Origin of the sequence: Stenotrophomonas panacihumi, from assembly GCF_001431645.1 — a bacterium.
In the GTDB taxonomy this organism is placed as follows: Bacteria; Pseudomonadota; Gammaproteobacteria; order Xanthomonadales; family Xanthomonadaceae; genus Stenotrophomonas_A; species Stenotrophomonas_A panacihumi.
The window spans coordinates 1-12,231 of the sequence record NZ_LLXU01000070.1 but is presented as its reverse complement, the minus strand read 5'-3'; the positions used below and the strand labels follow the sequence as shown (position 1 = coordinate 12,231).

14 protein-coding genes and 1 pseudogene are annotated in these 12,231 nt (G+C 70.2%); 5 read left to right on the top strand and 10 right to left on the bottom strand.

The features are described 5' to 3' along the window. Window positions 1-500: pseudogene (locus tag ARC20_RS07930) on the top strand (leucyl aminopeptidase family protein); the annotation flags it as partial. Here ARC20_RS07930 and ARC20_RS07925 read toward each other — a convergent pair. Further along, the gene (locus ARC20_RS07925; protein WP_057646238.1) at window positions 501-1,256 is read right to left on the bottom strand and encodes an SDR family NAD(P)-dependent oxidoreductase; all 756 of its coding nucleotides are present in this window, start codon (window positions 1,254-1,256) and stop codon (window positions 501-503) included. 479 nt (window positions 1,257-1,735) lie between these two features. Between ARC20_RS07925 and ARC20_RS07920 the strand changes: the two genes are divergently transcribed. Next, entirely contained in the window at window positions 1,736-2,647 is a 912-nt protein-coding gene (locus tag ARC20_RS07920) for an AraC family transcriptional regulator (protein WP_057646237.1), read from the top strand. Here the strand turns inward: ARC20_RS07920 and ARC20_RS07915 are convergent. After that, window positions 2,623-3,525, bottom strand: coding sequence for an SDR family oxidoreductase (locus tag ARC20_RS07915; RefSeq protein WP_057646236.1), 903 nt, complete (start codon window positions 3,523-3,525; stop codon window positions 2,623-2,625). The two genes, ARC20_RS07920 and ARC20_RS07915, sit on opposite strands and share 25 nt — an antisense overlap. Before the next feature lie 75 nt (window positions 3,526-3,600). On the opposite strand from ARC20_RS07915, the gene ARC20_RS07910 reads away from it, so the two are divergent. Further along, window positions 3,601-4,461 (top strand): helix-turn-helix transcriptional regulator, encoded by an 861-nt coding sequence (locus ARC20_RS07910; RefSeq protein ID WP_057646235.1) that lies wholly within the window; start codon window positions 3,601-3,603, stop codon window positions 4,459-4,461. A gap of 6 nt (window positions 4,462-4,467) precedes the next feature. On the opposite strand, the gene ARC20_RS07905 is transcribed toward ARC20_RS07910, so the two are convergent. Together ARC20_RS07905 and ARC20_RS07900 are read right to left on the bottom strand one after the other, a co-directional pair. Further along, window positions 4,468-5,205 carry an anti-sigma factor family protein gene (locus ARC20_RS07905; RefSeq protein WP_057646234.1) on the bottom strand — a complete coding sequence of 246 codons (738 nt, stop codon included), beginning with the start codon at window positions 5,203-5,205 and terminating at the stop codon, window positions 4,468-4,470. Next, window positions 5,202-5,729: an RNA polymerase sigma factor gene (locus ARC20_RS07900; protein WP_057646233.1), complete on the bottom strand. Its 528-nt coding sequence runs from the start codon at window positions 5,727-5,729 to the stop codon at window positions 5,202-5,204. The genes ARC20_RS07905 and ARC20_RS07900 overlap by 4 nt, the downstream gene beginning before the upstream one ends. 132 nt (window positions 5,730-5,861) lie before the next feature. Between ARC20_RS07900 and ARC20_RS07895 the strand changes: the two genes are divergently transcribed. Next, entirely contained in the window at window positions 5,862-6,950 is a 1,089-nt protein-coding gene (locus tag ARC20_RS07895; RefSeq protein WP_057646240.1) for a catalase family peroxidase, read from the top strand. After that, window positions 6,947-7,495, top strand: coding sequence for a cytochrome b (locus tag ARC20_RS07890; protein ID WP_057646232.1), 549 nt, complete (start codon window positions 6,947-6,949; stop codon window positions 7,493-7,495). The genes ARC20_RS07895 and ARC20_RS07890 overlap by 4 nt, the downstream gene beginning before the upstream one ends. A gap of 16 nt (window positions 7,496-7,511) precedes the next feature. Here ARC20_RS07890 and ARC20_RS07885 read toward each other — a convergent pair whose 3' ends face one another. The 6 genes from ARC20_RS07885 to ARC20_RS07860 form a co-directional block, all read right to left on the bottom strand. Further along, window positions 7,512-7,940, bottom strand: a complete 429-nt coding sequence (locus ARC20_RS07885; RefSeq protein ID WP_057646231.1) for a hypothetical protein — start codon at window positions 7,938-7,940, stop codon at window positions 7,512-7,514. Window positions 7,941-8,022: 82 nt separating this feature from the next. Then, on the bottom strand, window positions 8,023-9,078 hold the full coding sequence (locus ARC20_RS07880; RefSeq protein WP_057646230.1) for a DUF5694 domain-containing protein: 1,056 nt from the start codon (window positions 9,076-9,078) through the stop codon (window positions 8,023-8,025). A gap of 90 nt (window positions 9,079-9,168) precedes the next feature. After that, window positions 9,169-9,504: a hypothetical protein gene (locus tag ARC20_RS07875; protein WP_152983952.1), complete on the bottom strand. Its 336-nt coding sequence runs from the start codon at window positions 9,502-9,504 to the stop codon at window positions 9,169-9,171. 34 nt (window positions 9,505-9,538) lie between these two features. Next, window positions 9,539-10,306, bottom strand: a complete 768-nt coding sequence (locus tag ARC20_RS07870; RefSeq protein ID WP_057646228.1) for a ThuA domain-containing protein — start codon at window positions 10,304-10,306, stop codon at window positions 9,539-9,541. Window positions 10,307-10,411: 105 nt separating this feature from the next. Next, a complete protein-coding gene (locus ARC20_RS07865) occupies window positions 10,412-11,014 on the bottom strand; it encodes a response regulator transcription factor (protein WP_057646227.1) in 603 nt (200 codons plus the stop codon). 44 nt (window positions 11,015-11,058) lie between these two features. Then, window positions 11,059-12,198 carry a histidine kinase gene (locus tag ARC20_RS07860; RefSeq protein ID WP_425480275.1) on the bottom strand — a complete coding sequence of 380 codons (1,140 nt, stop codon included), beginning with the start codon at window positions 12,196-12,198 and terminating at the stop codon, window positions 11,059-11,061. Window positions 12,199-12,231: the final 33 nt, after the last annotated feature.

The window sequence follows — 12,231 nt, the reverse complement described above, 5'->3', positions numbered from 1 at the left end:
TGATCACCACGCGCGCCGGCATCAGCGTGGAGATCGACAACACCGACGCCGAGGGCCGCCTGATCCTGTGCGACGCGCTGACGTATGCCGGCGAGGGCAAGCCGGAGCTGATCCTGGATTTCGCCACGCTCACCGGTGCGGCGCGCATCGCGCTGGGCCCGGATCTTCCGGCGCTGTTCGCCAACGACGAAGCGGTGGCGCAGCAGTGGATCGCCGCCGGCGAGCGCACGCGCGACCCGGTGTGGCGCATGCCGCTGTGGCGTCCGTACCTGCGCTACCTCACCAGCCACGTGGCCGACCTGGCCAATGCGGGTTCGCGCATGGCCGGCGCGGTCACCGCCGCGCTCTATCTGGAGCGCTTCGTGCCGGCCGGCCAGCCGTGGGCGCACCTGGACGTGTACGCCTGGAACGATGCCGAACGCCCGGGCCGCCCCGCCGGTGGCGAGGCGCTGGCGCTGCGTTCGGCGTGGGCGATGCTGCAGGCGCGCTACGCGGGCTGATCAGATCCCCTGGCCACCGGAGACTTCGATCCGCTGGCCGGTGACCCATCGATTCGCCGGCCCGAGCAGGCTGGCGACCATCGGGCCGATGTCGTCCACGACGCCGACACGGCCGAGGGCGGTCATGCCGGCGAAGGCCTGGTTGTATTCGGGGATGTCGCGCACTGCGCCGCCGAGGAAGTCGGTTTCTATCGCGCCCGGGGCCACCGTGTTGGCGGTGATGCCGCGGCTGCCGAGCTCCCTTGCGAGGTAGCGGGTGAGGATTTCCACGGCGCCCTTCGCGGCGGAGTAGGCCGAGAAGCCCGGCTGCGTCACGCGGGTCAGGCCGCTGGAAAGGTTGATGATCCGGCCGCCGTCGGCGAGCTGCGGGAGCAAGGCCTGGGTCAGGAAGAAGACGCCTTTGACGTGGACGGCGAAGAGGTCGTCGAACTGCTGTTCGGTGGTGTCGGCGAAGTTCGACATTTCGCCGTGGCCGGCGTTGTTGACCAGGTGGTCGAAGGTGGTCCTGCAGAACGTGGTTTCGAGGGTCTGGGCCAAGGTTTCGGCGAAGGGTTTGAAGGTCGCGGTTTGGCCGACGTCCAGTTGCAGCGCGGCTGCGTTGCGGCCCATGGCTTGGATTTCTTCGACTACCTGCTGCGCGGCTTCCGCGCCCTGGCGGTAGGTCAGGATGACGTCGCCGCCTTGGCGGGCAATCGATAACGCGGTGGCGCGGCCCAGGCCGCGGTTGGCGCCGGTCACTAGGGAAATGGTGGTCATCGGGGTGCACTCCTCTGGGTGTCTTGGGGTGCGAGTAGTGTCGGAACCTGGGTGGGAGCTTGGTTGCCTGATTATCTGGATGTGCTGCCTGGTTTTTGGGTTTTTTGGCCTGCGGCCGGCTTTTTTCTTTTGCGCACGCTGCGGGGTGCGGTGGCTGGCGATGCTTATCGGCTCGCGTTGATCCGTGCACCGCCGGCAGGGGCCGCACCCTTTCGGGACACGCCGTGAATCCATCCATGGAGGCTCGTAGGCGACATCCATGTCGCCTACGGTCCCGAAAGGGTGCGGCCCCTGCCGGCATCACACATCTGCTCGATCGGATGGGAACGGCCAGGGCACAAGCAAGAGCAAGAGCGGAGCGGGTGGATTGGGGGTTTTGAAGTTTCTGAGCGCTGGGCGGGTTGCCCGCTTCTGTGGCGGGGTTGCCTGGAAATGCGGATGAGTGCGCCACGGCGGGGGCGCTCCGTTAGAGTGCGCGCATGACCGATGCCCTGCTCGATCGCGTTCGACATTGCACGCTCGCCCATGCCGACCGGCATGGGGTGGCGCGTACGGCGATTCCCGGACTGTCCACCATTTCGGCGACGGCGCCCGGGGAGCTGCTGTACGACATCTCATGCCCGATGCTGGTGCTGCTCCTGCAAGGCACCAAGCAAGTCACGTTCGGGTCGCAGGTGGCGCGGTTCGGGGCCGGACAGTCGTTGCTCATCACCGCCGATGTGCCCACCACCAGCCAGATCACCGGGGCCAATGCACGCGCGCCCTATTACTCGTTCGTGCTGCATCTCGATCCTTCGATCATTACCAGCCTCGTCGGCGAAATGGAGGCGGTCGCACAGGAAGGGCCGTCCACTTCGCCGTTGCAGGTGGATGCCACCGATGCCGAAGTGGCCGATTGCGCGCTGCGCTTGATGCAGTTGCTCGAACGCCCTCGCTCGCTGCCCATCCTGCGCGATGGGCTGCTGCGCGAGATGCATCATTGGCTGCTCGCCGGCCGGCATGGCGCGGCGATTCGCGCGCTCGGGGCCGTCAACGGCCACGCGGCACGCATCGGCCGCGCGGTGGCGCTGATCCGCGCGCAGTACACGCAGCCGCTGCAGATGGCCCAGCTGGCCGAAGCGGCCGGCATGAGCCTGTCCACGTTCCATGCGCATTTCCGCGCGGTGACTTCGCTCACGCCGTTGCAGTTCCAGAAGCAGTTGCGGCTGGTGGAAGCGCGAAGGCTGATGCGCAACGACGGGGCGATGGCCAAGCGCGCGGCGCATGCGGTGGGCTACGAAAGCGTCACCCAGTTCACCCGCGAGTACGGGCGGCTGTTCGGACGCTCGCCGCTGCGCGACGCGCGCGGGCCGGCGGCGGCGGCCGACTACGCGGCCGGCACCTCGTCATAGTTCATGCGCGAAAGGTCCTCCAGCAACGTCGGGCCCGTCGGCGTCCAGTCGAGCACGCGGCGGGTGATGGCGCTGGAAGCCGACATGTCCACCGCGGCGAACGAGGTCATCCAGCCGAAGTACGCCGGCACTTCTTCCGGCGACAGCGAGGCCACCGGCACGCCCAGGCCACGCGCCACCGCGGCGGCGATGTCACGCATCGGCACGCCTTCCTCCGCCACCGCGTTGTAACGGGCGCCCGCTACGCCGCGCTCGAGCGCGAGCACGTAGAGGCGCGCGACGTCGGCCACCGGCGCGGCCGACCACCGGTTCTCGCCCGCGCCCACGTAGGCTGCGCGCCCCTGCTGGCGGGCCACTGCGATGTAAGGCGTGATCAGGCCCTGCCGCGTGGTGTCGTGCACCTGCGGCAGCCGGACCACGGAAACGTTGACGCCTTGCTCCAACAGCGCATTTCCGGCCTGTTCGGAAGCGATGCGCGGGTGCGGGTTGGCGGCGTTGAAGACGTCCTCGCTCGCCGGGGTGCCGGGCGTGCTGCTGCCCATGCCGACGCCGGAGGTGATCAGCAACGGGCGGTGGGAGCCCACCAGCACTTCGCCCAGGGCGGTGATCACGCGGCGGTCTTTCTCGCAGTTCTCCACGAAGCGGGAGAAGTCATGGTCGAAGGCGGTGTGCACCACGGCATCGGCGTTGGCCGCGCCTGCACGCAGGCTGTCGAGGTCTTCCAGCGTGCCGAGGTGCGCCTTCGCGCCGGCACGCGCCAGCGCCTGCGCGCCGGAGGACGAGCGCGTCAGGCCGATGACTTCATGGCCACGCGCAAGCAGTTCGGGAAGGATGTGCGAACCGATGAAGCCGGTCGCGCCGGTAAGGAATACACGCATGGAATCGCTCCACTTGGTGGGGTGCGTTTTATCCCACTACACTGGATCGACAGTAAGTAGTGACATTATCCGGGTATGGCGACTAACAGGCTTCCGCTGAGCGATGCGCCCAACAACGTGCTGGGTGCGTTCCTGCGCGATTGCCGCGCGCGGCTCGATCCGGCGGCGTTCGGCTTCAGCGCCGCGCGCCGCCGCACGCCAGGGCTGCGCCGCGAGGAAGTGGCGCAGCGCGCGCTCATCAGCCCCACCTGGTACACCTGGCTCGAACAGGGCCGCGGCGGGCCGCCTTCGCCGGAAGTGCTCGAACGCATCGTCGGCGCGCTGATGCTCACCGAACGCGAGCGCGAGCACGTGTTCCTGCTCGCGCTCGGCCATCCGCCGGAAGCGCGCTACCAGGGTGCGGATGAAGTGACGCCGCGCCTGCGCCGCGTGCTCGACGCGCTCGGCGATACGCCGGCCATCGTCAAGACCGCGACCTGGGACGTGGTGGCCTGGAACCGCGCGGCGGCCGTGCTGTTCACCGATTACGGCCAGCTGCCGCGCGAGCAGCGCAACATCCTGCGGCTGATGTTCTCCAGCCCGCGCGTGCGCGAGGCGCAGGACAACTGGGACAGCGTCGCGCGCGCGGTGGTGCGCTCGTTCCGCATCGATGCGATGCGCGCCGGCGCCAATGCCGAGATCACCCAGCTGGTCGAAGAACTGTCCGCGCGCAGTCCCGAGTTCGCCGCGCTGTGGCAGGACCGCGGCTTGCCGGACGAACGCGCGCACGCCAAGCGCATCCATCATCCGCAGCTGGGCACCATCGACCTGGAAATCTCCTACTTCGCGGTCGATGGGCGGCCGGACCTGGCGATGGTGGTCTACAACCCCGTCGATGCCGACAACGCCGCGCGCGTGCGCGACCTGGTGGATACCCGCCACACCGGCGGCCGATAACTCCGCTCAGCCGCGCGTGCGCGCCAGCGCCGCCACCGGGGCGACCAGCGCATACGACGCGGCGCCCTGCGACCAGTAGCGCGCATGCAGGCCGTCCTCGGTGCGCTCGCCGGCCCGCAACCGCGGCGCCAGCGGACGCACGTACAACGCCACGCGGCTGCCGGCCGCATCTTCATAGACCAGCATCGCCGCCGCGCCTTCCGGCGTGGAGAGCAGGCGGCCCCCGCGCGGGCGCAGGCCCTGCGCGCGCAGGTCCGGCAACGCGACCGCGTCATGGAACTGCGTGGCGAGCCAGTCGCGCAGGCGCGCTTCGTCGGAGGCGCCATCGCGGTACTCCAGCGCGGCATCCTGCGTGGCGAACAGGCGATACGCCGCCATGGCGTCGGCCATCGGCGCGCGTTCGGCCTGCAGGCGGGCGCCATGCAGCTGCCAGCCGCCCCAGCCGCCCGCGCCCAGGGCCAGCACGCAGGCCGCGGCCATGCCCATCCAGGTGCGCTGGCGCGCGTGGCGACGGCGGCGCAGCTGGGCGGGGTCCAGCTCGGCCTGCAGCGGCACGCGCTCGGTCCATGCCCAGGCGGTCCGCAGGGCGGCGGCATCGCGACGCCAGGCCGCCACGCGCGCGGCGTCCTCGGGGTGGTCACGCAGCCACGCCTCCACCTCGGCGCGCGCGGCGGGGTCCAGTTGGTCGTCGACATACGCGTGCAGGCGCAGGTCGCGTTCGGTCGCATCCAGGAGCGGGTTCATTTGATTCTCCGCAGCGCGGGAACAAGAGGGGCTTGGCCTTCGCCGAGCGTGCGCAGTCGTTCGCGTGCGCGCGACAGGCGCGACATGACGGTGCCGATCGGCACGCCGAGGGTGTCGGCGGCCTGTTGGTAAGTGAAGCCTTCCACCGCCACCAGCATCAGCACCGCGCGGTGTTCCGGTGGCAGCTCGCCGAAGTGGGAGAGCATGGCGCGCTCGTCGTGCACCTGTTCGGGCGAGGGCGCCAGCGGCGGCGGGCTGGCGGCCAGCAGGCCCAGCAGCCGCTGCCAGCGGCGCGTGCGGCGGGTTTCGTCGATGAAGCGCCGGTAGAGGATGGAAAACAGCCAGGCCTGCAGCGCCTGGTCGTCGCGGTGGGCGTCCCAGCCGCGCAGCGCGCGTTCCAGGGCGGACTGCACGAGGTCATCGGCCGCGGCGGGGTCGCCGGCCAGCGAGCGGGCGAAGCGCCACAGGCGCGGCAGCAGGGCGCGCAGGCGGTCGTCGTCGGCGGTGGCATCTCGCAGGGGCATGGCGGCGTTGGACGGTGGGGACAGGGGTGGGACGTCCCGGCACGGCGATTATTCCCCGGCTTCACGCCACGAGGCGTGGAATAGATCGCCCGCCCGTGCGTCTGACCGGGTATGACCGCCACGGAGCCCCGCATGTCCGCGCCATCCCCAGCCCCCCGCCCCACCCGTTACCTGCCGCTGATCGGCATCGGCGCCATCGTCGCCGTGCTGGCCGCGGCCTTCGCCTGGACCGCCGGCTGGATCGGCGGCGGGCGCCTCACCGCCCAGCGCATGACCGACGGCATCGAGGCCGGCAACAAGCAGCCCTACCCCGGCTACCGCCGCGCGCACAGCAAGGGCGTGTGCGTGACCGGCAGCTTCCACCCCAGTGGCAAGGCCAGCGCGTTGTCCAAGGCCCGCGTGTTCCAGCAGGAAGACGTGCCGGTGATGGGGCGGCTGTCGATTGCCGGCGGCGACCCGCACGGCGCGGACAACAACGCGCGCGTGCGCAGCATGGCGCTGCTGCTCACCACCGACGACGGCCAGCAATGGCGCACGGCGATGAACAGCTTCCCGTTCTTCGTGGTCGCCACGCCCGAAGGCTTCGCCGCGCAGGGCGAGGCAGCGCGGCCGGACCCGGCCACCGGCAAGCCGGACCCGGCGAAGATGGCCGCGTTCCTGAAGCAGTATCCGGAAGCGGCGAAATTCCAGGCGTGGGCGAAAAGCGCGCCGTGGTCGGACAGCTGGGCGAATACGCAGTACAACGGCGTCAACGCGTTCCGCTTCATCGATGCCGACGGGCATGAGCGCTTCGTGCGCTGGTCGATGCGCCCGCAGGCGCCGTTCCGCGAACTCGACGCCGCGCAGCGCGAACAGGCCGGCGTGGATTTCCTCTCGCGCGACCTGCAGCAGCGCCTGGCCCAGGGGCCGCTGCGCTGGGACATGGTGCTGACGCTGGCCAACGAGGGCGACCCGGTCAACGACGCCTCGCAGCCGTGGCCGGAAGACCGCGAGCAGGTCGTGGCCGGCACGCTGGAACTGACTGCCGCGCAGCCGCAGGAACAGGGCCAGTGCCGCGACATCAACTACGACCCGCTGATCCTGCCCGACGGCATCGCCGGGTCCGACGACCCGATCCTGGCCGCGCGCTCGGCGGTGTACTCGCAATCCTTCAACCGCCGCGAGCGCGAGATCGCGCACGGGAAAGCCCCGGAAGCCACCGGCCAGGAGCAGGCGAAATGAACACCTCGACCCATTTCAACCTCACCGCGCGCGTGCTGCACTGGCTCATGGCGGCGATGATCCTGGCGATGCTATTCATCGGCGTGGGCATGGTGGCGTCGATCTCGCAGCGGCCGTGGCTGATCGACCTGCACCGGCCGCTGGGCATCGCGATCCTGCTGCTGGTGATCGTGCGGCTGGGCAATCGGCTGCGCCATGCGCCCCCGCCGCTGCCGGCGGACCTGCCCGCGTGGCAGGCGTTCGCCGCGAAGGCCTCGCACTGGGTGCTGTACGGGCTGATGTTCGCCATGCCGCTGCTGGGCTGGGCGACGGTGTCGGCGGCGGGCTACCCGGTGACGATGTTCGCCGGATTCCAGCTGCCGCCGATCGCACCGCACGATCCCACGCTGTATGCGTGGCTGCGTGACGCGCATGGTTGGCTGGCCAGGGTGCTGTTCGCCACGGTGCTGCTGCATCTCTCCGCGGCGCTGTACCACGCATGGGTGCGCAGGGATGGCGTGTTCCAGGCGATGGCGCGAGGTGGACGCGGCGGCGGCGAAGCGTAGATCGCGAACGCCGCGCCTACAGGGAACCGTCTTCCCGACGCTCCGGATACGCGCCGTCGTCATCGCGCAACGGCGCGCACGCGGGGGCGATCTGGTAGCGCGTCCCGCGCTGGTTGTAGTTGACGTAGACCCGCCACGCCTGACTTTCCGCACTGCCCTGTCGCGGGACGGAAAAGCTGTACCGCGATACCGCGTCGAGCAGGCCGCGGTCCAGGTCGCGGATACGGGTCGAACGGAAGATCCTGGCGCGCTGGACCGCGCCTTCGTGATCCAGCTCGACCACCAAACCAATGCATCCCGATGAAGGGAAGCCGCCCGCGGGGCCCCGATTGATCGTGGCCTGCAGGTCGGCCTCCAGAAAGGCAGCCGGTATCTCGGGCCATGCGCGCTCGTCCGGCTCGGTGGACATGGCCGCCAGCAGAAGCGTCAAGGTCGTGGCGAGCATGCGTGGCGTGGCCCAGGGGAGATGACGACGTCATGGTGGCATACCCCGTCCTGCGTCACGTCCCCGCTCCGAAGCGACCACTTCAGCGCAGCACCTGCTCCACATCGCCCACGTCCACGCCCTGCATCTGCCCCAGCCACGCATCGAACCAGGGCTTGTGCGAAACCCCCACGATGCTCAGTACCCGCGCACCCGGCTTTTCCCGCACCACCTGCAGGATGTTGGCGACCATGCGCAGGTTGCGAATCTCCCAGCCGTTCACCCACATCTGCGGGTAGTGCTCGGCCGACACCGCGCGCAAGGCCGCGTTCGCGTTCACCTCGGCATACACCTGCAGCGAGGACGGCTGGTTGATGGCCCGGTAGATCGACAGGTAGTCGCCCGCTTCCGCCCACCCGGCCTGCGCCTTCTCCATCTCGTCCAACCGCGCGCGGCCGGCCTTCCATGCCGCGTCCATCTGCTGCCCGAACGTGCGCAGGTCGGACACGCGCATGTTGTCGCCCGTGTGGTCGTCCACCTGGTAGACGCGTTCCAGCCCCAGGCGCGCAGCCAGGCGCGCGGCGACGAGATAATCCTCGTTGCGGATCTGCGCGGTCTGGCGCAGCACCTCCACCAAGACCTCGTCCAGCCCGTCGCCGGCATGCCGCTCGCGCTCCGGCAAGCGCAGCCATTGCACATAGGCCGAAGCGCGGTCGTCGGCGGCCAGGAAGCGGCTGGCGAGCTCCCGGCGTTGCGCGGGCGTGGGTGCGGCGGGCCATGCGGCAAGCAGGCGATCGGTGGCCGCGATCGCCGCCGGGATATCCAGGCCGGTGGCCGCGCGCGCCTTCTCGACCACCTTCGTGCCGCAGTAGTCCTCGCCGTAGACCGTGGGATGGCGCGCCGCCATGTCGCACTGCTCGCCGCCGATATCCTCGATGGTGATGTAGCCCGGCTTGAACGCGGCGAGCCGGTCGAGCAACGGATCCAGCGCTTCCGGCTTGAACGGCGGCTGTTCGCTCAGGTGCACGGTGCCCAGCACGAGCACTTCGGTGCGCGGGCCGGTCATGCCTTCATCGAGGCGGGTGAGGTCCACGGCGTGCGCGGCAAGGGGCAGGCCCAAGGCGAACGCGAGGGCGGCGCGGCTCCATCCGGGTGTCATGGCAGGCTTCCTGTACGGGCGTCGGCCGATTCTCGACAGCCGCCCGGAGGCAGCCATGTGCCGATGGGGCGGGTGCCGGAAGGCACGGGGTCAGCGCATCACCAGGCCCACGACATCCACCATCGCCTTGGCGAACAGCGCCAGCAGCACGACGTAGGTCACCGCCACCGCCTGGAAATGCACGCGCGTGCGCAGCGGCAGGCCGTGGCCTGCAGCGGTGAAGCCCAACCGGCCCACCCCCAGCACGCAGCGCGGCCACCAGTCGATGCGGCGAATGCCCACCGCGGCGAGCCGCTGCGGTTCGGCCTGCGCCAGCCGCAGCAGCGCGCGGTGCGCGAACATCACGTTGACCGTCGCCAGCACCGACAGCAGCGCCAGCAGTCCCTTGTACTCCCGCAGAAACGCTTCGAAGCCCATCGCCCGCATCCACGCCAATCCGCGCCCAGCCTAACGCTTCCGCTCAGCGCGGTGTGTCGATGCCGCGACCGGTCGCGGCCCAGTAGATGGCGCCGTACAGATGGCCCAGGTACAACGCGTCGTCATACGCTTCCGGCGGATGGCCCAGCGCGGTGGCGAACACGCGGCCGCCTTCGAACGCGTGGTACCAGGCCACCGGATGATGCCGGCCCATGCCCTTGGCGACCTGGCCGGGCCAGATCGCGGTGGGGTCATAGCTGCGCTCGTCTACTTCCATCACCACGTGCAGGTCGTCGCTGTAGGGCGGGTCATACTCGTACCACTCGTCGCTCCACAGCCAACGCTTCGGCAGGCCGGCGGTGGCCGGGTGGGTCGGGTCGATGACGTCCACCATCGCGGTCTGCAGGTAGGGATGGGTGCGGAAGGAACGGCCGATCATCCGGTCGTACCAGTCCCAGTCGCCCTTCTTGATGGCGAAGGCCTTGTGCACCGCGACCACGCCGCCACCGGCGCGCACGTACTTCTGGAAGTTCGCGCGGCGCGCGGGGTCGAGGTCGCTGGCCGGCGAGTTGAGCAGCACGATCGCCTGGTATTGCGAGAGGTCGCCGTCGAACGCGCGCCCGTCCCAGTCCCACGTCAGCGCGAAATCATGCCGGCGCGCCATCCGCTCGAACTGCGGCTTGGCCACCGGGATGTAGTCGTGGTGGTACTTGTTCGGAATGGCGGCCACCAGCACCTTGAACTGCTGGGCCAGGGCCGGCATGCAGGCGAGCCAGAGGCAGGCCAGCAGCATCAGGCGCTTTGCGATCATCGGGCACTCCCGCATGAGGTGGCCCGCAGTCTAGCCAGCGCAGCCGCGCCGTGGCCGGGGCAGGCCGAATTTTCATGGCTGCGTGCGATGACGGCATAGCCGCCGTCAAAGCCAGCCTTTCTGCCGGGCGAGGCGATAGGCCTCGATGCGGTTGGCCACGCCGAGCTTGCCGATGCATTCGGAAAGATAGTTGCGCACCGTGCCGTGCGAGAGCCCGAGCAGCTCGGCGATCTCGCTGGCCGAGCGGCCCTCGCCCGCCAGGCGCAACACGCCGCGCTCGCGGTCGCTGAGCGGATCGGCCTCGGCCCATGCTTCGGCGGCCAGCTGCGGGTCGATGGCGCGCCCGCCGCGCGCGACCTGGCGCAGCGCGTCGGCCAGTTGTTCGGCCGGCGCGTCCTTCAACAGGTAGCCGCCCACGCCGGCATCCAGCGCGCGGCGCAGGAAGCCCGGGCGGGCAAACGTGGTGACGATCACCACGCGCACCGGCAGGCCCTGGCGCTGGATGCGCTGCGCCAGCTCCAGGCCGGTGAGGCCGGGCATTTCGATATCGGTGACGAGCACGTCCGGCTGCAGCCGCTGCAGTTCGCGCCACGCGCTTTCGCCGTCGCCGGCGCTGCCGACCACGGCGATGTCCTCCTCCAGGCCCAGCAGCGCGGCCAGCGCGCCGCGCAGCATCGCCTGGTCTTCGGCCAGCAGCACGCGGATCATCGGCGGGTTCCTTTCACGTCGTGGCGCGCACGGTAGCAGAGCGCTCAGGCCGGCGTGGCATCGCGTGCCTCCGTACTCGGCTTCGGCCACGGCAGGCGCGCCTGCAGTTCGGTGCCGGCGCCCGCGCGCGCGTCGATGCGCAGTTCGCCGCCCAGCGCCTGCAGGCGTTCGCCCATGCCCTGCAGGCCGTTGCCCGGCACGATGTCGCCGCCACGGCCGTCGTCGCGCACGCGCAGCAGCACCTGTTCGCGCGTGTACTCCAGCGCGATCCACACCTGGCGGGCGCGGGCATGGCGCTGGATGTTGGTCACCGCTTCGCGCACGGTGAGGGCCAGCGCGGTTTCCAGCGTGGAAGGCAGCGGCACTTCCGGCGGGGCGTAGTGCAGCACGATCTGGTCGCTTTCCAGCAGCAGGTGCGCCGAGGCGAGTTCGGCGACCAGCTCGGCCGCGCGGATGCCGGTGACCGCGCGCCGCACCTGCGCGAGCGCGTCGCGCGACACGCGCGCGACCTCGTCGATCTCGCGCCGCGCGGCGGCCGGATCGCGCTCGACCAGCCGCCCGGCGAGGTCGGCCTTCAACGCCACCAGCGACAGGGTGTGGCCGAGCAGGTCGTGCAGGTCGCGGCCGATGCGCTCGCGCTCGGCCACGCCGGCGAGCCGGCGCACTTCGTCGTGGCTCAGGCGCAGCGCGTTGTCGGCCTGGTGGCGGCGCTGGATGCTGATGTTCATCAGGCCCACCGCCAGGCTCACCATCACCACGCTGAAGAGATAGACCCAGGGCCAGCCGATCCACGTCCACATCGCGCAGTACGCGGCCAGGATGGCGGCCATCCACAACATCGCGCGCTTCGGTCGCGCGACGAACGCCATGAACGCGCACGCATACACCAGGTAACCCTGCGCGCCGGGGTTGACCGGCGTCAGCGCGAAGCCGAGCGCGGCGATGCCGAGCGCACACGCCAGCAGGTGGCGACGACTGCGGTAGTACGCGTGGTGGTACAGCCCGAGGAACACCGCGTAGCTGCCCAGCGTCGGCCATAGCCAATGCGGGAACGCGGCGGTGTTGAACATCGGGGTGAAGAAGATCCACACCGACCACGCCAGCATCAACAGCGGGAACCAGGTGCGCCCGCCCGTGCCCGCCTTCCTGCACCCCACGCCTGATTCACTGGTTGGCCTGCGCATCGCCGGTGGCACGGGCGGGCGCACCTGGTTCCC

Excerpts from the sequence above, each read along its gene's own strand:
- ARC20_RS07925 (WP_057646238.1), bottom strand. The coding sequence starts at position 1,256 with ATGACCACCATTTCCCTAGTGACCGGCGCCAACCGCGGCCTGGGCCGC.
- ARC20_RS07920 (WP_057646237.1), top strand. The coding sequence starts at position 1,736 with ATGACCGATGCCCTGCTCGATCGCGTTCGACATTGCACGCTCGCCCAT.
- ARC20_RS07915 (WP_057646236.1), bottom strand. The coding sequence starts at position 3,525 with ATGCGTGTATTCCTTACCGGCGCGACCGGCTTCATCGGTTCGCACATC.
- ARC20_RS07910 (WP_057646235.1), top strand. The coding sequence starts at position 3,601 with ATGGCGACTAACAGGCTTCCGCTGAGCGATGCGCCCAACAACGTGCTG.
- ARC20_RS07905 (WP_057646234.1), bottom strand. The coding sequence starts at position 5,205 with ATGAACCCGCTCCTGGATGCGACCGAACGCGACCTGCGCCTGCACGCG.
- ARC20_RS07900 (WP_057646233.1), bottom strand. The coding sequence starts at position 5,729 with ATGCCCCTGCGAGATGCCACCGCCGACGACGACCGCCTGCGCGCCCTG.
- ARC20_RS07895 (WP_057646240.1), top strand. The coding sequence starts at position 5,862 with ATGTCCGCGCCATCCCCAGCCCCCCGCCCCACCCGTTACCTGCCGCTG.
- ARC20_RS07890 (WP_057646232.1), top strand. The coding sequence starts at position 6,947 with ATGAACACCTCGACCCATTTCAACCTCACCGCGCGCGTGCTGCACTGG.
- ARC20_RS07885 (WP_057646231.1), bottom strand. The coding sequence starts at position 7,940 with ATGCTCGCCACGACCTTGACGCTTCTGCTGGCGGCCATGTCCACCGAG.
- ARC20_RS07880 (WP_057646230.1), bottom strand. The coding sequence starts at position 9,078 with ATGACACCCGGATGGAGCCGCGCCGCCCTCGCGTTCGCCTTGGGCCTG.
- ARC20_RS07875 (WP_152983952.1), bottom strand. The coding sequence starts at position 9,504 with ATGCGGGCGATGGGCTTCGAAGCGTTTCTGCGGGAGTACAAGGGACTG.
- ARC20_RS07870 (WP_057646228.1), bottom strand. The coding sequence starts at position 10,306 with ATGATCGCAAAGCGCCTGATGCTGCTGGCCTGCCTCTGGCTCGCCTGC.
- ARC20_RS07865 (WP_057646227.1), bottom strand. The coding sequence starts at position 11,014 with ATGATCCGCGTGCTGCTGGCCGAAGACCAGGCGATGCTGCGCGGCGCG.
- ARC20_RS07860 (WP_425480275.1), bottom strand. The coding sequence starts at position 12,198 with ATGCGCAGGCCAACCAGTGAATCAGGCGTGGGGTGCAGGAAGGCGGGC.